Source organism: uncultured Dokdonia sp., from assembly GCF_937910895.1.
GTDB lineage: Bacteria > Bacteroidota > Bacteroidia > Flavobacteriales > Flavobacteriaceae > Dokdonia.
In genome coordinates this window covers 12404-30327 of sequence record NZ_CALEMI010000025.1, presented here as the reverse complement: position 1 = coordinate 30327, position 17924 = coordinate 12404, and the positions used below count along the sequence as shown (strand labels likewise).

At 34.4% G+C, this 17924-nt stretch carries 15 protein-coding genes; 9 read left to right on the top strand and 6 right to left on the bottom strand.

All coding sequences use genetic code 11. From position 1 onward, the window contains the following. Window positions 1–49 precede the first annotated feature (49 nt). Complete coding sequence (locus Q0505_RS02680) at window positions 50–1243, top strand: Pycsar system effector family protein (RefSeq protein ID WP_299208501.1); 1194 nt, start codon at window positions 50–52, stop codon at window positions 1241–1243. 48 nt (window positions 1244–1291) lie between these two features. On the opposite strand, the gene Q0505_RS02675 is transcribed toward Q0505_RS02680, so the two are convergent. Beyond that, entirely contained in the window at window positions 1292–3673 is a 2382-nt protein-coding gene (locus Q0505_RS02675; RefSeq protein WP_299208499.1) for a GAF domain-containing protein, read from the bottom strand. Window positions 3674–3783: 110 nt separating this feature from the next. Between Q0505_RS02675 and Q0505_RS02670 the strand changes: the two genes are divergently transcribed. Next, window positions 3784–4920: a TlpA disulfide reductase family protein gene (locus Q0505_RS02670; RefSeq protein ID WP_299208497.1), complete on the top strand. Its 1137-nt coding sequence runs from the start codon at window positions 3784–3786 to the stop codon at window positions 4918–4920. A gap of 487 nt (window positions 4921–5407) precedes the next feature. On the opposite strand, the gene Q0505_RS02665 is transcribed toward Q0505_RS02670, so the two are convergent. Continuing rightward, on the bottom strand, window positions 5408–5899 hold the full coding sequence (locus Q0505_RS02665) for a hydrolase (protein ID WP_299208495.1): 492 nt from the start codon (window positions 5897–5899) through the stop codon (window positions 5408–5410). Then, window positions 5889–6692, bottom strand: a complete 804-nt coding sequence (locus Q0505_RS02660) for an MBL fold metallo-hydrolase (RefSeq protein ID WP_299208493.1) — start codon at window positions 6690–6692, stop codon at window positions 5889–5891. The genes Q0505_RS02665 and Q0505_RS02660 overlap by 11 nt, the downstream gene beginning before the upstream one ends. Window positions 6693–6814: 122 nt before the next feature. Between Q0505_RS02660 and Q0505_RS02655 the strand changes: the two genes are divergently transcribed. Continuing rightward, window positions 6815–8269 carry a TonB-dependent receptor gene (locus Q0505_RS02655; protein ID WP_299208491.1) on the top strand — a complete coding sequence of 485 codons (1455 nt, stop codon included), beginning with the start codon at window positions 6815–6817 and terminating at the stop codon, window positions 8267–8269. 135 nt (window positions 8270–8404) lie between these two features. On the opposite strand, the gene bcp is transcribed toward Q0505_RS02655, so the two are convergent. Beyond that, window positions 8405–8854 carry a thioredoxin-dependent thiol peroxidase gene (gene bcp / locus Q0505_RS02650; protein WP_299208489.1) on the bottom strand — a complete coding sequence of 150 codons (450 nt, stop codon included), beginning with the start codon at window positions 8852–8854 and terminating at the stop codon, window positions 8405–8407. Between the two features lie 98 nt (window positions 8855–8952). On the opposite strand from bcp, the gene nth reads away from it, so the two are divergent. Both nth and Q0505_RS02640 read left to right on the top strand, forming a co-directional pair. Further along, entirely contained in the window at window positions 8953–9627 is a 675-nt protein-coding gene (nth, locus tag Q0505_RS02645) for an endonuclease III (protein ID WP_299208487.1), read from the top strand. 588 nt (window positions 9628–10215) lie between these two features. Then, on the top strand, window positions 10216–10443 hold the full coding sequence (locus Q0505_RS02640) for a hypothetical protein (protein WP_299208485.1): 228 nt from the start codon (window positions 10216–10218) through the stop codon (window positions 10441–10443). A 524-nt stretch (window positions 10444–10967) separates the two neighbouring features. Here the strand turns inward: Q0505_RS02640 and Q0505_RS02635 are convergent. Further along, window positions 10968–11552 (bottom strand): sigma-70 family RNA polymerase sigma factor, encoded by a 585-nt coding sequence (locus Q0505_RS02635; protein ID WP_299208483.1) that lies wholly within the window; start codon window positions 11550–11552, stop codon window positions 10968–10970. A gap of 239 nt (window positions 11553–11791) precedes the next feature. Here Q0505_RS02635 and uvrA point away from each other — a divergent pair, with 239 nt between their 5' ends. Continuing rightward, window positions 11792–14584 (top strand): excinuclease ABC subunit UvrA, encoded by a 2793-nt coding sequence (gene uvrA / locus Q0505_RS02630; RefSeq protein ID WP_299208481.1) that lies wholly within the window; start codon window positions 11792–11794, stop codon window positions 14582–14584. 6 nt (window positions 14585–14590) lie between these two features. Next, complete coding sequence (locus tag Q0505_RS02625) at window positions 14591–15328, top strand: hypothetical protein (protein ID WP_299208479.1); 738 nt, start codon at window positions 14591–14593, stop codon at window positions 15326–15328. A 62-nt stretch (window positions 15329–15390) separates the two neighbouring features. On the opposite strand, the gene Q0505_RS02620 is transcribed toward Q0505_RS02625, so the two are convergent. Continuing rightward, window positions 15391–15567, bottom strand: coding sequence for a hypothetical protein (locus Q0505_RS02620; RefSeq protein ID WP_299208477.1), 177 nt, complete (start codon window positions 15565–15567; stop codon window positions 15391–15393). A gap of 606 nt (window positions 15568–16173) precedes the next feature. On the opposite strand from Q0505_RS02620, the gene Q0505_RS02615 reads away from it, so the two are divergent. Beyond that, window positions 16174–16935 carry a CDP-alcohol phosphatidyltransferase family protein gene (locus Q0505_RS02615; RefSeq protein ID WP_299208475.1) on the top strand — a complete coding sequence of 254 codons (762 nt, stop codon included), beginning with the start codon at window positions 16174–16176 and terminating at the stop codon, window positions 16933–16935. A gap of 116 nt (window positions 16936–17051) precedes the next feature. Continuing rightward, entirely contained in the window at window positions 17052–17909 is an 858-nt protein-coding gene (locus Q0505_RS02610; protein ID WP_299208473.1) for a hypothetical protein, read from the top strand. Window positions 17910–17924: the final 15 nt, after the last annotated feature.

Genomic DNA, 17924 nt, shown 5'->3' with positions numbered 1-17924 from the left:
ATGTAATTTTTCATGTAATTTTAGCTCAAAGAAAAACAAAATTCTGCGTATGACTACTTTGCTTGAAAAAACAGATGCTTATGTTGCTGATCTTTTAGATAAAGAACTTCCAAAAACATGTATTTATCATAATTATATACACGCAAAACGCGTGTATAAAAGTACTAAAGAAATTATAGAAAAAAGCAATCTTACCAAAGAAGAAAAAGAAGATATTTTAATTGCTGCTTTTTTACACGATACAGGGTATATAGATACTCGAGAAGGTCACGAAGAGAAATCTGCAGAAATTGCACAAGATTTCTTATCTAAAGAAGGACATCCACAGGAGCGTATTGATATCATTAAGCAAGCTATTATGGGAACCAAAATGGAAAACAACCCAGAAAGTGAGTTAGATAAAATCTTAAGAGATGCTGATGCTTCTCACTTTGCCAAAAGCTATTTTGAAGAAGCAAGTGAATATTTACGACAAGAACTACGTATTCAAGGCATTGCAGAGCATTCTCAGGAAGAATGGCGTAAGTGCAATATAGATATGTTTACAACATCACATCGTTATTATACCGAGTATGCCATTGATAATTGGAAACCTAAAAAAGATTCCAATCTTTTAAAAATGATTAAGGAACAAAAGAAACTTAAAAAGGCAAAAAAGAAAGAAAAATTAAAAATTAAACTTAAAGATGAAAGTCCTGAAAAAGGAGTGCAATCAATGTTTCGTATTACACTTCGTAATCATATTAAGTTAAGTGATATTGCTGATACAAAGGCAAATATTTTATTATCTGTAAATGCGATTATTGTATCTCTAGCACTGTCAAATTTGATTCCTAAATTAGATAATCCATCCAATTCATATCTTATAGTCCCTACAGTTATCTTTGTTGTATTTAGTATTGCATCTATGATATTATCTGTGTTAGCAACACGTCCTAATGTAACTATGGGTAAATTTACAAGAGAAGATGTAGAGCAAAAAAAAGTAAATCTTTTGTTTTTTGGGAATTTTCATAAAATGAGTCTTACCGATTTTGAATGGGCCATCAATGAAATGATGCAAGACAAAAATTATATCTATTCTGCACTTACTAAAGACTTATATTTCTTAGGAATTGTATTGGATCGTAAATATCGGATTCTTAGAATAACTTATACGGTTTTTATGCTAGGAATTATTGTCACTGCCATCGCTTTTGCCATTTACTTCAAAGTGCAAGATCCTCCAGCAGTACTTTCATAAGTATTATATATATAAGAAAGCCTAGTATCACACTAGGCTTTTTTTGTATTATGACCTAATCTCTTCCATAAGATCATCATAGGTATAATATTCTTTATTTTCCTTTTTACTCGTAGGTAATTTATATAAGACTTCGACTCGGATGGCTTTAAGACCTGTCACAGCTTGTAAATCCTGAAGTTCTACAATTTCTACAGTCTCACCTATATACTGCTTTTCCTGCAAAAAATTGATATAACGCATATATTCACGTTCATCCTCTTTCTGACTATATACAATTGTAATTTTACCAGGTTGTGTCACACGCTCTTCCGTTCCTTTTATGTACGCTTTATCAACACGCTTTTTAACAACCTCGTAGCGTGCATTATACGTGCCATCTACATCAAATCGTTTTTCGTCCATTCTAAAACGTACGGAGAGACAGTTATTAAACACTAAGATCATAGAAGCAACATGGAGTGGGTGTGGTAATTTTTTTGATAATTTATAATGTGCGTTTTCCATCTCACACATCACTTGTAATTGCCATAACCGAAGATTATAAAGATATATTTTGTTAAAACTATTCTCTCTTGTAATAGACTCGCCTATATACATATTATGTTCTACGCCATCTGTTTTAAAGCGTTCAAAGAAGTGAGGGTACATACGTTGCGCCTCATCCTGTTTTTTATCTAAAACAGAAGCCAAACGTTTATTAATAAGCATAACAGATTCATCATAGGATTTTCTAAACTTATAAAGAAGTCCCATATCATCTTCTAACAAGTCATTATATTTTTCTATATGAGAAGCTAGTTTTTCTTCTTGGTCTTTTAAATGTTTAAATAAAGGATGTATATCTTGATTTAAAAAATCAAGAATACTCTGTTCACTATCCACTTGTAAACCATTTTTAATTCCTTGTACAAAAGTGTCTACTCTAAATAAAAATTCTTCATACACAGGTAATTTCTGAGATGTATTAGCCAGATTTAGAATCTTTTTAACTTCTCTCAACTGTAAAAGCAAATCTTTCTCTACCGCCGTATTTCGAGCTTCAGAAGAGCCTTTAATATCTACCTGTCCAAATAACGGATACACATCTTTGAATACCACATCTCTATAAGCAACAGACGTTCCTGTATCTATTTGAGCGGTTAAGACACGTTTTGCCTCTTTTCTAAACTTCCAATATACACTAGAATGTATAGAGGTACATTCATTTTGTATGATAATCTCTAGTTCATTTTCCATTTCTTCTCTAGAACGCTTTACAGAATCTAGAAGATAGGGCATCACATCAAGTAACTTATTCGCATTGATACTATTAAGATCTTGTTTATTAGGAGATACAATTTCTAAAAGTCCCAAAAAGTTGTCTCCATCTGCAATAGGAGCAAAAATGGCACTCTTTATATCTTGATCTAATAAATTTTTATAAAAATGTTCTGTTGGATCTTTACTCAAATAACGGGCTACATCAGATACCGCAAAAAATTGCTTCTTTGTAAATATGGTGTAAAAAGAACCACTACATAAGGCACTTCGGCACGCTCTTTTTTGCTCTGCATTCAAAACAAAACTCTCTACTGTATTATAAGGAACACGTTCCAATGTTTTTTCTTCATCATTATAATTTGAAAAACCAACTTTAATTTCTGGAAGATTAAATATAGATTGAAAAATACTATGGAATCCTTCTATAAAACCAGTGTCACTTTTATCATATCGTAGCAGACTTGTTTTAAAATCAGACAAAGACACATCTGATGTTGCATCATATAGATTTGCTAGTATAAACCCCTTAAAATGCCAACTCCGTGGTGGAAATTTTTCTTTCCATATAGCAATATTATCAAAGTTGTCTAAAAGATCTTCGACATCTTTATCTGTAATTTCTGGTGCATCCGATCCTTTTTCAATATTGACATAATCGCCATTGTACAACATACGGTAATGTCTGGTTACCCCATTTTTATCAGGAATATCGTAAAAGAAAGGTCTTCTAAAGTCTATATTATATCCGTAATACTGTATAAGAATCATGCTACATCCCATGATATAGCTGGTATTCCTATCAAAATTACGAAGCTCAAGATGATACTCCTCTCCCGCTTCGTTTACGATCTTTTTATAGCGTTTTGATGACTTAATAATCAGTTCATTAAAAGGAAGACAGGCAATTTTAATTTCGTTTTGTTGTAAAATATCAGAGAATAAATCAGCAAGTATTGCATCAATTTGTGGTTGATATGCTTCTACACCTTTAATATTAGTAAGACCTTCTACAAGTGCTGGATAATCTTCAGCAATTTTTAGAACACGTTCAGCGCGCTCTTTAAGCAAGGCGTCACCGCCTTCTGTAAGGTATGATTTATAAGAGTCTATTAACTTCTCAAAGCTAACGTGAATCTGCATCGGGAAATCTTCTTCTAAAAAAGCCATGAGTGTTGGATATTATGATTTGCTAACAATTATTGAATACTTAAAACAAGTACTCAAATAGTATATTAGACGGATAATAAGTACTTTTGTTACTCAAATTTACGCATTTTATGAGAAGAATTTTTATAGTAGCGCTTGCATTTTTAGTTTTTGCTTGCGCGAAAAAAGAAAATTATAGTATAAAAGGAACGGCAACAGGCATTCCTGATGGTACAGAAATCTATATTGAAGAGTTAGGAGAAAATAATAAACGTATTGCTTTAGACACGGCTGTGGTGACAGCGGAAGCCTTTGTATTCACTAAACCTCGTGAAGAAGGTAAAGGATTACAAATACTCTCTACGTCTCTAGGCAGACAGCAACTTTTGATTGTAAAAGATCAAGCACCACTTACCATTACCTTATATAAAGATAGCATTCCTTCATCCCTAGTCACAGGAAGTAAGGAGAACGAACTTTTTAATACCTACACCACAAAGAGTCGCCAACTCAATAAGAAAAAAGCCGAACTCACAAAGAATCTTAACCAAGCAAGAAGAGAGACTGATGGCATTATGGTTACAGAATACACGGCTCAAATTCAGGCATTAGATGAGCAATACATCGAATCTAAAAAGCAAGTATTGACCGAGAATACTAACACTATGGTTTCTATTATGGCACTATCTGATTTGATCAATGCTAAAGTATTGGATATAGAAGAAACGGAAGCCTATTATAACGACTTAGCTCCAGATATACAGAAATCTACTGTTGGGAATAGCATCAAAAACTATATCGCACAACAAAAATCACAACGCGCTGCTTCAAACGTTGCGAGCGTAGGTAATAAAGCCCCTGAGTTTAGTGCACCAACACCCGATGGAAAAGAACTAGCCCTATCAGAAACGCTAGGAAAATATACCATTATTGATTTTTGGGCATCTTGGTGTAAACCCTGTCGTATGGAAAACCCAAATGTGGTACGTGTGTATAACAAATATCATGACAAAGGATTAAATATCATCAGTGTATCTCTGGATCAACCAGGACAAAAACAACGTTGGCTTGGTGCCATTGAAAAAGACCAAATGGATTGGTATCACGTCTCCAATCTTCAATTCTGGAACGACCCGATCCCTAGATCGTATGGTGTACGAGCGATACCTGCGACGTTTTTATTAGATGAAACAGGCACCATCATCGCCAAAGACTTAAGAGGGCAAGCTTTAGAAAATAAGATTGCTGAGTTGTTGGGAGATAGTTAGACATTGCATTCATAGACAAATACAAAAACAACGCTCAAGTGATGTACCTGGGCGTTTTTGTTTCTATGCATCTGATTGAATACGTCATTCCGAACGAGGCACAATGAGGAATCGCATCACCCAGAGCAAATCGTGTGGGATTTCTTCTAAGAGTTTATCCTGGGTTGTCTAAGGGTAGAAGATTTTGTAGTTAAACAATAGCTATTAAACCTAGTAGATCCCGCTGAAAAGCGGGATTAGTTCAACTAGCCATTTTAAATTTCTTACTTCGCAACTTTTTAAAACGGCGTTTCACTAACAAAAAAAATGAAACAACCACCCCTTACACAAGGCTATAAAGGATACAACAAACTATCAATCACACGATAGTCAATGCTATTATCCTCATTAACAAAGTATTATGAACAAACCAAGAAACGGAAAGTTTCATTTTTTTGTGAATCCAAAAATTACAAAAAAGTGAAACAACCACCCCTTTCACATCGGGCTACAAAGGATACAACAAACTATCAATCACACGATAGTCAATGCTATTATCCTCATTAACAAAATATTCTATAAGAAGCTCACCCCATGTGTTGCCGTCGGAGAAGTCGGCGATGAGCCATCGGTGATTTAAAAGATGTATTTGATTGATTTGATACGCACGTTCATCCCCCTGATACGGAATAAACACATTGCCTTCTAACGTATTTTTTTCAATGATACCATCTGTTACTAGTTGTATAATCGACGGAATTCCTAAAGGACTATCCTCGTAGTACTCATACGCATTGGCATTACTCCGCAATCCAAAATACTCGGTTTCTCCGAGACGTTGTTGGAGCACATCTATACTATCTACCGCTTTTTGATATTTGGTTTCTAGTTTTGTCATTCGTTGCTGCTGATTTTCATAGAACTTTTTATTGTGTACATATTGATATACAATCCACAAAGCAGCAAATAAAAAGAGGTATAAAAAAATATTACGTTTCATCGGTCGTCGTTAAAGTTAATCCATCATAGGCAAGATGTACCGTGTCTGGAAGCTGTGCTTCTACTTCGGCGTGAAATCCCATACGATGACTTATATGTGTAAAATAGGTTCGTTTTGGTTTAATTTTTTCAATGAGTGCTAATGCTTCGCTTACATTAAGATGCGTTTGATGTTCTTCAAAACGTAACGCATTAATCACAAGGATATCGAGCCCTTGTAATTTCTCTATTTCTTCAGGAGCGATTGTTTTAATATCAGTCAGGTATGCAATACGATCAAAACGATAGCCAAAAACCTGCAAATTGCCGTGATATCCTTCAATCGGGACCACATCAATACCTCCTAATGAAATGGATTGCCCATTGATTACCTCAAAGGCACTTACTTTTGGTGCGCCAGGATATCTATTTTTGGTAGCAAAAATATAGTCAAATCGCTCTTTAAGAATATTCAATACACGTGTATGTGCATAAATAGGAACATCGCCTTGTCCAAATACAAATGGACGGATATCGTCCAATCCCGCCACGTGATCTGCGTGTTCATGGGTAAATAAAATCCCATGCAAAGGAACGAGGTCTCCAGAAGGGGTGCGCTTTCGCGAAAGCGTACTCAGCATCTGCATCCTAAAATCAGGACCGCAATCTATCACGTAATGATAGTCTTCCCACTCAATGAGCACAGAAACCCGTAGGCGCGTATCTCTAGGATCGTCGCTTAAACAGACAGGATGATTGCTTCCTATAACGGGAATTCCTTGAGATGTTCCAGTACCTAAAAATGTAATTGTCAATTGCGTAAATTATTACAAGTAATCTATGTATAAAATTATGATGCAAAAATACAGTTAATTTTTTTGGGTACCCTAGCTATTTAGTATATTTGAACAACCCTACTAAAAGGCAAAAATAGACTATGGCTATTACAATTCTTGGAGATAAGGAATTTGAAAAAGTACCCTCCATAAAGAACAAAGTATTAAGAGTAAATCTTAACGAAAATATTTACGGAACCTTCGCAGAGATAGGTGCTGGACAAGAAACAGTACGTCACTTCTTTAGGGCTGGTGGCGCAAGCGGTACGATTGCAAAAGCAATGAGTGCTTATGATAAGGATTTTAGTGACGCCATTTACGGTGTAGAAGATGATGGACGTTATGTCACTGAAAAACGTCTTAAAAAAATGCTTTCACACGAGATGAGACTTATTGAAGATCGTATCTCTCGGTATAAACATCCTAACAAAATCTTCTTTACCTACGCAAATACGGTGGCTACCATAGATTTTGCTAAGAAATTTAAAGGACACGGTTGGGTAGGAATTAAATTTCAGATCACGCCAGAAGGTGAGTTTAATGAAATTATATTGCACGTTCGTTTTCACGAAAATGATGCTAGACTCCAACAACTAACCTTAGGAACATTGGGTGTTAACTTGATTTACGGTGCTTTTTATAAGCATGATAATCCTAAACATTTGTTGAAATATCTATATGATCATATTGATAAAGATCAAATAGAAATAGATACCATTAACTTTTCTGGACCTCAATTTGAAGGAGTTGATAATCGTTTAATGAGTTTACAGCTTGTTAAAAACGGAATGACAGAAGCCGTGATGTTTGATCCGAGTGGTAATAATATCTTACCTGCTGCTATTCTCTATAAAAAGAATGTACTCGCGTTACGTGGTAGTTTTAGACCTGTTACTAAGGTAAATATGGATATGTATGAGAAGTCACTCGCCATGTTCTTAGAAGCAAATCGCGTAAATGAAAAGAAAACAGAAGTTATTTTTGAAATTACCCTCTCCAACTTACGTGCAGAAGGAGAAATAGATGAAGAAGATTTTATGGCTAGAGCACGATTGCTTTGTTCTTTAGGACAAACGGTGATGATCTCTAACTTTAAAGAATATTATAAAGTAGTAGAGTACTTCTCCAACTTTACCAAAGAACGTATGGGACTCGTCATGGGAGTTAATAATCTTATTGATGTCTTTGATGCTGGATATTACCGTCATTTAAGTGGAGGTATTCTAGAAGCTTTTGGAAAGCTTTTCTTTAAAGATCTTAAGGTATATCTATACCCAATGAAAGATCCTAAGACAGGAGAATTGACCACAAGTAAAAACTTAAAAGTACATCCACGTATGAAAGAATTGTATAAGTTCTTTAAATACAATGGTAAAGTAGTCGATATCGAAAATTACGATCCAACAATTTCTGGTATTTTCTCAAGAGAGGTATTACGTATGATTCACGATGGTGAAGAAGGTTGGGAAGATTTACTTCCTGAAGGAATTGCGGAAATGATTAAGTCTCGTGAGCAATTTGGATATGAAGGTATTGCTTATGACCAACAAAAATAAACGTACAAATTTGGGCGTTACAAAATGTATTTAAATTATGTTGTATATATGATTTACTTCTATTAGATATTTTTTGACACAAATTACTATACAAAAAAAGCTCCCGATGGGAGCTTTTTTATGTGCTAATTTTAGCTACAGCAATTGTGCTGCGTGATCTTTTGTTTTTACTTTATCAATCACTTCGGTAACGATACCTTTTTCATCAACCTTAAACGTTTTACGGTGGATTCCATCATATTCTTTACCCATAAATTTTTTCGGTCCCCAAACGCCAAAGGCATTGATCACGCTATGATCTTCATCGGCGAGCAATTGGAAGGGGAATTCGTATTTAGTCGCAAAGTTTTTCTGACGTTTTTCTGAGTCAGCACTTACGCCTAACAGTGTGTAGCCTTGGTCTTGTAGTGCTTGATAGTTATCTCTTAAGTTACAAGCCTCTGCAGTACAACCGGGTGTAGATGCTTTTGGATAAAAGAAAACAATTAATTTTTTTCCTGCAAAATCAGAAAGAGAAACGGTATTTCCATCTTGATCTGTGGTGGTAAAATCAGGTACTTTATCGCCTACTTTAAGTGTATTCATTATCTTCGTTTTAAATATGGTTTGACATTTTATAGAGTTCATCATAAAAAACACAAAAAGTGTTTTGTTTAATTAAACACATTGCTAAGATAAACAAAATGACCAAGCAAGAAAAAGTTGATTTCGTTATAGATACGTTAAAAGAATTATATCCTCAGATTCCAGTTCCATTAGATCATAAAGATCCGTACACCTTATTGATTGCTGTATTACTAAGTGCGCAAAGCACCGATGTGCGGGTAAATCAGATTACACCATTGCTATTTGAAATAGCCGACAATCCCTATGATATGGTCAAATTAACGGTAGAAGAAATTCGAGAAATCATCAAACCTGTCGGACTTTCCCCTATGAAATCCAAAGGTATTCACGGACTCTCTCACATGTTAATTGATAAATATGATGGTATCGTTCCCAATGATATTGAATTGCTGGAAGAATTTCCTGCTGTAGGACATAAAACAGCAAGTGTTGTTGTCTCACAAGCGTTTGGAACACCTGCATTTCCAGTAGATACTCATATTCATAGATTGATGTATCGTTGGGGATTTACCAACGGTAAAAATGTCGTGCAAACAGAAAAAGATGCCAAACGACTGTTTCCAGAACACGTATGGAATGATTTGCATTTACAAATTATTTGGTATGGACGTCAATACTCGCCTGCTCGTGGATGGGATCTTGAAAAAGATATAATTACTAAAACTATAGGAAGAAAAACGGTGATTAATGACTATTATAAAGCTTTAGAAAAGCGAGCTAAAAAAAAGTAATCTATTTTTACATCTTACCAACTAAAGGAACTATCTCGATGTATGTATATAAGGTACAAATTTTAAAAGGGAAAATTCAAATTTCAAAAAAATAAGGCAACCATCTGAAAATGAAAAACCTTAACCAAAAGGTACAGAGTATCAAAACAATTTTAGCAATGACTTATATATCACTTACTATTTTTTGTTACTTCCTTGATTTTAAACATCTTTCTTTATAACCTCCTCTTTTGCGTACTTTGCTTACTGTATTTATCATTCGTTCAAAGTTTTATTTTACGTAAACTACTCTGTATCTTCTAATTATAATTTTGAAACATAAAACAAAAATTATGTAACACCACAGGAAAGCTTAGGTTGCATCTTTGTAAGGAGTTAAAGTAGAAAGATACTTCGATTATTATAAGTATTCTCACCCACAAAACAAAAAACGAATTAAGCGAAAAATCTTATAATTAGTTAACTCAAAATGAAAAATGAAAAATTAAAATTTTGTTAATTGTCTTGTTTACAGCTATTTATTAATTTATCATTAAGTCATAAAATTTATAACCCAAATTATAATTTAATCATTAAAACCAAAAAGTCATGTTAAAAACTATTTTAAACGTAGAAGGAGTTCAAAAGTTAACTACAAAACAACAAAAGTATATCTTTGGAGGTGAAGAAGAGGAGCCTGAAGCAGGAGGTCCTACATGTGGAGCAAATACATCATGTTCAGATGGTCTTGAACCATTTTGGGCACCTGGTTGTGAGCCTGGATGTCAAGTTGGATATTGCCAAAATGGAGGTACTGTAACTAGACCATGCTTCTAGACCTTTTAATTCAACAATCTTTAAGACAATTACTTCAAAAATAATTTTATAGAATATAATTTTTAAATATTCGAATTTGAAGGAAAGTCAAATACTGTATTGAATAAGAAAATTGGTAATTATTTTTTATAGTCTTAAAAACTTAAAAAATACATTACCAATTTTTTGTTTTATATCTGTTCATAGTTTTTAGAAGAAATGACATCGTTCTGAATGTCTTTAATAGATAAACATACTATTAAATTAAAAAATCTATAAATACTTAGCGCATTAAAATAGAAAAAGCCCAATCGCAAGATTGGGCTTTTTACAAAGTTTAGTTGATGATTGCTTCAAAATTCATCGATTTATAGTTTATAACACTTAAAGCCTTCGAATAATTAAGTAAAAACGAAATGGTTTCTACTTTTGGTTCCAAATTTTCAGCCTGTTTACCCGGCGATGGTTCTGAGTAAATTTTTGACATATACGTAATTTTGGTTTATAAGTTATGTCAATAACGCAAAATCTACTCGCTTATTATATTAATTTGTCAAAATAATATTATGCTTGTCAATTACCTTACGTAAATTGATAAGTGCATATCGCATTCTTCCTAGTGCAGTGTTGATACTTACACCTGTTTTTTCAGAAATATCTTTAAAACTCATTTCTTGATATACGCGCATATAAAGCACTTCTTTTTGATCATCTGGAAGCTCTTCTATCAAGCGTCTTACGTCACACTCCACCTGATCTTTGATTAATTGTTTTTCAGCATTGAGACAATTATCACTCAATACAGAAAATATACTGAACTCTCCATCGTTATCAAACTTAGGCATACGATTGTTACGTCTAAAATGATCAATAACAAGATTATGAGCAATACGCATTACCCAAGGGAGAAATTTACCTTCTTCATTATAACGCCCTCGTTTAAGAGTATTAATTACTTTAATAAAGGTATCCTGAAAAATATCTTCAGAGATATCTCTATCATATACTTTAGAATAAATAAAACTATAAATACGCTGTTTGTGCCTCGTGATTAATATCGATAATGAATTTTCATCGCCTTGGATATAATTACTAACGAGTAGGGCATCGTCTGTTAACACTGTTTTCATATTACACTTTTGTAGGTTATAACTTAAAAAGGAGGGTCTCCTTTCAATCATCATTTTTAAAAGTAATAATATGCTATAGGCAGAAATGTATTTTATTGTGTTAACAGTGGTAAATATAATAGTATTATTTCAACAATTGCAAAAAAATGTCATTATTTATTTAAAAAAAATACAGAAACACTAGTGTTTTCGGTATGAAACAGAAGTAGTATCTTTGTTTCCAGATGCAAAAAAATACTATGTTAGAAGACATTTCGCTTGTAAATCCGAAGGAAAATATTATTATCAAAGGAGCAAAACTTCATAATCTTAAGAATATTGATGTCATTATTCCGCGTAATAAATTAGTTGTGATTACGGGACTTTCTGGTTCTGGAAAATCCAGTTTAGCCTTTGATACCTTGTATGCAGAGGGACAGCGACGTTATGTAGAAAGTCTTTCGTCCTATGCTAGACAGTTTTTAGGACGGCTGGACAAACCAAAAGTAGATTACATCAAAGGGATTGCTCCTGCTATTGCCATAGAGCAAAAAGTAAACTCTACGAATCCAAGATCTACGGTAGGAACTTCGACAGAGATTTATGATTACCTCAAATTATTATATGCACGCATTGGGAAAACTATTTCGCCTATTTCTGGTAATCAAGTCAAAAAAGACACGGTTACAGACGTGGTGAAGTTTGTTAACGCTTTCGCGAAAGCGGAAAAACTCCTACTCCTCGCCCCTATTCATCTGGAAAAAGGACGGAAATTACAGGACAAACTCAAAGCCCTTCAACAACAAGGATACGCGCGAATAAAAGTTAAAGACGATGTAAAACGGATTGATGCTATAGATGATGTAAAAAAAATAAAAGCCGCTGATGTGCTTCTGGTCGTAGACCGGATTGTCACAAATCCTGATGACGAAGATTTTAATAACCGATTGGCAGATGCCGTACAAACTGCTTTTTTTGAAGGAAAAGGAGAATTATTTATAGAATCCTTAAGCGATCAAAGTCGGAGACATTTCTCTAATAAATTTGAGCTAGACGGGATGACATTCTTAGAACCTAATGTACACTTATTTAGCTTCAACAACCCGTATGGTGCTTGTCCTACGTGTGAAGGGTACGGGGATGTGATTGGCATAGATGAAGATCTTGTGATTCCAAATACAGGGCTGTCTGTGTTTGAAAACGGTGTTTTCCCATGGAGAGGAGAAAGCATGAGTTATTACAGAGACCAACTCGTCAATAGTGCCTATAAATTTGATTTCCCTATCCACAAGCCCTATTTTGAACTTACAGAAGAGCAGAAACAACTATTATGGGAAGGCAATGAGCATTTTGAAGGAATCAATCAATTTTTTCAATTTCTGGAATCCAAAGCCTATAAAATTCAAAATCGAGTGATGCTTTCTCGCTATCGCGGAAAAACAAAATGTAACACTTGCAAAGGAAAACGCCTAAGACCAGAAGCGACATACGTAAAAGTAGGAGATAAAAACATCATTGATTTGGTCACGTTGCCTCTCAATGAAGTCGCCGACTATTTTAAAGAGTTGCAGTTAAATGAATATGATACGACGATTGCCAAACGTCTTTTACAAGAAATCAATAGTCGACTTGAATTCTTATCCAAAGTTGGCTTAGATTACTTAACGCTCAATCGTAAATCAAATACCCTTTCGGGAGGAGAGTCACAACGTATTAATCTGGCGACATCCTTGGGAAGTAGTCTTGTGGGATCTATGTATATTTTGGACGAGCCAAGCATAGGGCTCCACCCAAAAGATACTGAAAAATTAATAGATGTTCTTAAATCACTTCGTGATCTTGGAAATACCGTCATTGTTGTTGAACACGATGAAGACATTATGAAAGCATCTGATGAAATTATTGATATAGGTCCCGAAGCAGGAACCTTTGGTGGTCACGTAGTTGCTACAGGGAGTTATCAAGATATTCTTGCTAGTGATTCTCTAACCGCGCAATACCTCAATGGAACGAAAAAAATTGCTGTCCCAACAACAAGGAGAACAACCGGTTTTTATGTAGACATTATAGGCGCCAGAGAAAATAACTTAAAAAATATTGATGTTCGGTTTCCTCTGGGTGTATTTACTGCGGTTACTGGAGTTTCTGGTAGTGGAAAGAGTACACTAGTGCGTAAACTTTTATATCCTGCTCTATTGAAAGAGATAGGCGGTTATGGACAAAAAGCAGGACAATTTACGGAGATCAAAGGAAACTTTGATACTGTAAAAACCGTAGAGTTTGTAGATCAAAACCCAATAGGAAGATCCTCGCGTTCCAATCCTGTGACCTATATTAAAGCTTATGATGATATTCGTAAACTATATGAAAATCAGAAGCTGAGTAAAATACGGAGTTACAAATCGAAGCATTTTTCTTTTAATGTAGACGGAGGGCGTTGTGAGACCTGTAAAGGAGAAGGCGAAGTGACTATTGAAATGCAATTTATGGCAGATGTGCATTTGGAATGTGAAAATTGTAAAGGAAAACGGTTCAAAAAAGAAGTCCTCGAAGTCACCTTTAATGATAAGAATATTGATGATATCCTGACAATGACCATAGATGATGCTGTTGCCTTCTTTTCTGAACATAACGAAGTAAAAATTACTCGTAAGTTAAAACCACTTCAAGATGTAGGTTTAGGGTATGTTACCTTAGGTCAAAGCTCTTCTACCCTATCAGGTGGAGAAGCACAGCGTATCAAGCTTGCTTCTTTCCTTGTCAAAGGGACAACCAAAGACAAAGCTCTGTTTATATTTGATGAGCCTACTACAGGGTTACATTTTCATGATATTAAGAAACTTATTGCTTCTTTTGAAGCGCTGATTCAAAAAGGACATAGTATTATTGTCGTAGAGCACAATATGGATTTGGTAAAATGTGCAGATTATGTGATTGATCTCGGGTTAACAGGAGGTAAAAATGGAGGGAATATCATGGCACAAGGGACTCCTGAAGAAGTGGCTAAAAATAAAAAATCCTACACAGGACATTATTTAAAAGAAAAAGTATAAAGCACTATGGGTTTGCAAGGTTTTATAGAAAAAATAAAGGAACGCTTACAACCTGAACTTTTTGACGCCTCTGTATTTAATGATCCTTTGGCAGACAAAACAGCTTGGCATCCACAAGCTAGAGGTGGTGCAAACTTTAAAACACGTACACTAAAAAAAGTATCTTCTTCAGAATTACACTATAAAGGATCTACAGCAGGATTGCTATTTGCACTCGTTTTTACAGTATTTCCTATAATTTTTATTGTCATTTTTTTTAGTAGTGGTTTCTTCAGTACAGAAGGAGATTTTAAATATGCCTTTTTATTTGTTTTTATTTTCCCGTTTATAGGTTTCTATTTACTTTACCTACACATACGACCGGTTGTACTAGATAAGCGATCTGGCTATTTCTATAAAAGCTTTAAAAAACCCGTCAATAGTCTTCAGCGCTTAACAACTAAAAAGCATATCAAATTAGATACGATTGCTGCATTGCAAATCATTCCTGAATATGTAAGATCGAAAAATAGTAGTTATACGAGTTATGAACTCAATTTTGTTTTTGAAGACGGTCAACGGTACAATTTGATTGATCATGCCAACTATAAAGCTATTAAAGAAGATGCTACTGTGATCTCAGAATTCTTAGGTGTTCCCTATTGGGATGCGACAAACTTACAAACCTATGTTCCAAACAATAGAAAAAAATATGTAGACACCGATGCTCCTTATGATTCTACGAAGCGTTATAGAGATATGTAGCTAAAAAAATAGGCGAACTTTAAAAATTCCCCTATTTTTCTATTCACTTGATTGATGAAAGACTACCAGAATTGGCAATATCCATTACTTCCACAATAGGTATCTCCAGGTCCAATATATTGTTCTGGACAATAGCAGTCAGAGTTTCTAAAACACCTCCCATTATTGAGGCCTCCATGAATACTTTTTTGTTCTGTTTTGTTTAGCGTTGTGCCTAAACTTGTTATGTTTTTTAACATGGTATAAAATATTTTGAGGTTAATAAGTTCAAAAGATAGCGTATGCACTTTAGCAATAAAATAAACAACACCCTATTTTGGATAATTTGGTGTACTATACATAAGAAAAACTAACACTTAGCAACCATTGATTTATTATCAACAAATGACTGCTATGTCTATGATACTCTCATAAAGAAAGACTGTTTTTTGTATCAAATAATATATATAATCCCCATAATTATTTATCACTCTAAGACGCTCCCCATTTAGAATGTGTTAGAGCTATTTATTAAAGATTAAAAACATAAAGGAGTGTATAGAGAACTGCATCATAAGAAGCTACCAATCACTATAGAAATATGCAGTGAGCAAACAGAATAAAACGGTATAGAAGTCGCCTTTTGACTTTTAAAAGCAGTAAATTTACAAGAAAAATAAAAATTGTACTTGTTGAGTAATTTTATCAATAACACCTTCATTGCTAGAGGACACGTTGATAAATTTTTTGATGCTGACTTTCAGACTGAAGTGAAAAATTAAAAAGATCTTAATTGCTTTTCATTCATTTCCAAAAGACATTATTGATTTAAAGGAGCTTCGGGTATATACGCTAATTGAAAATACATGTCAAAACTACCTGAACGCTATGCTTTTTTAGATCTTTCTGATTATGGAAGACCTATAGCCAAATTCATAGCTTCTTCTTTAAAAAATACAAGTTTCACACCCATTCACGTGACTATAGCCTTTATTATTTCAGGGGTTATAGGAATTGTCTTCATCCTCAAAGGGCTGTATTGGTGGGCTGGTTTTTTTCTTATTTTAAAATCCATTCTTGACGCTGCCGATGGTGAGTTGGCAAGAATAAAAAATACACCTTCATACACTGGAAGATATCTAGACTCAGTGTCAGATATTATATTAAATATGCTTATTTTCTTGGCGATTCACGTGATTACAGATAGCAATATGCTATATACATTCTTAGCTTTTTTTGGAGTACAATTACAAGGAACACTCTACAATTACTATTATGTGATTCTTCGCAATTCACTTCAAGGAGATACGACAAGCCGTGTTTTTGAAGACAAAACCCCTGTAGCATTAAAGGGAGAAAAACAACGTCACGTAGATGTTCTTTTTAAAATGTATAAACTCCTATACGGTACATTTGATAAAACTATCTATGCATTAGATAAGAATGCCTACAAAGGTGCCTTATGCCCTAAATGGCTGATGACCGCTATTTCTACCTTCGGATTAGGCTTTCAGTTATTAATTATAAGTGGAATGCTCATTACGGGCTTAAAAGAATATATCATTCCCTTTTTTATGGGATATACCGTCATGGTTTTTGTTTTTATAGGGATCAGAAGAATGCTTTAAGCCTACAAAGTATTTTTTTGAATCTGCTTTTGTGTTTATAATTTCACACGGTAAATATGGTTGGTACGCTTTCGCGAAAGCGTATGATGCCTTATCTTTAGATCAAAATCAAATGTATGCGCATTTTAATACTACTCCTTGTGAGTCCGTTTTTTGTTCTTGCACAATCCAATACAGAAGTCTATCTCTTTGATGTTCTGGTAGAAGGCAACAATCTCGAATTCGTAAATCAGCGAAATATCTCTAACAATGATGGCTATGATAATCAGCCCTCTTTTTATAATGATAATCAAGTCCTCTTTGCGAGTACCCGCAATAATCAGACGGATATTGCAAGTTACAATGTAAGAGATGCAAACGTCCATTGGATCAATGATACGGGTTTTGGAAGTGAATACTCCCCTACCAAAATACCCAGTCAAAAAGCCATCTCTGCCATCCGATTAGATACCACAGGGTTACAGCGTTTATATCAATATGATTTTGAAACTGGAAAAAACAAAGAACTCGTTAAAGACTTAGTCATAGGCTATCATGCTTGGTATGCCAGAGATATTTTAGTATCGGCTGTCCTTGCCGATGGCGGATTAGACCTCGTTGTATCCAATCTGAATGATGGAACCAATTACACACAGCAAAAAAAGATAGGTCGCTCCTTACATAAAATCCCTAATTCCGACCTCATCAGTTATATCAGTAAAGAAAACGATCTTTGGGAAATAAAATCGTTACACCCTATTACGGGCGCAACACAAACCATTATCCAAACTATCCCTGAAGCTGAGGATATGTGCTGGCTTATTAACGGAACCATCTTAATGCCCAAAGGAAATGTTATTTATGCATTCAACCCGAAAACGGATAGTACATGGCGTGTGTTAACTATATTTAAGGACCCTAATGTATATAACATCACTAGAATTGCTACGAACACTACCTCAACGCTTCTTGCTTTAGTTTCAGATACAAAATAGTCAAATAATAAAGCC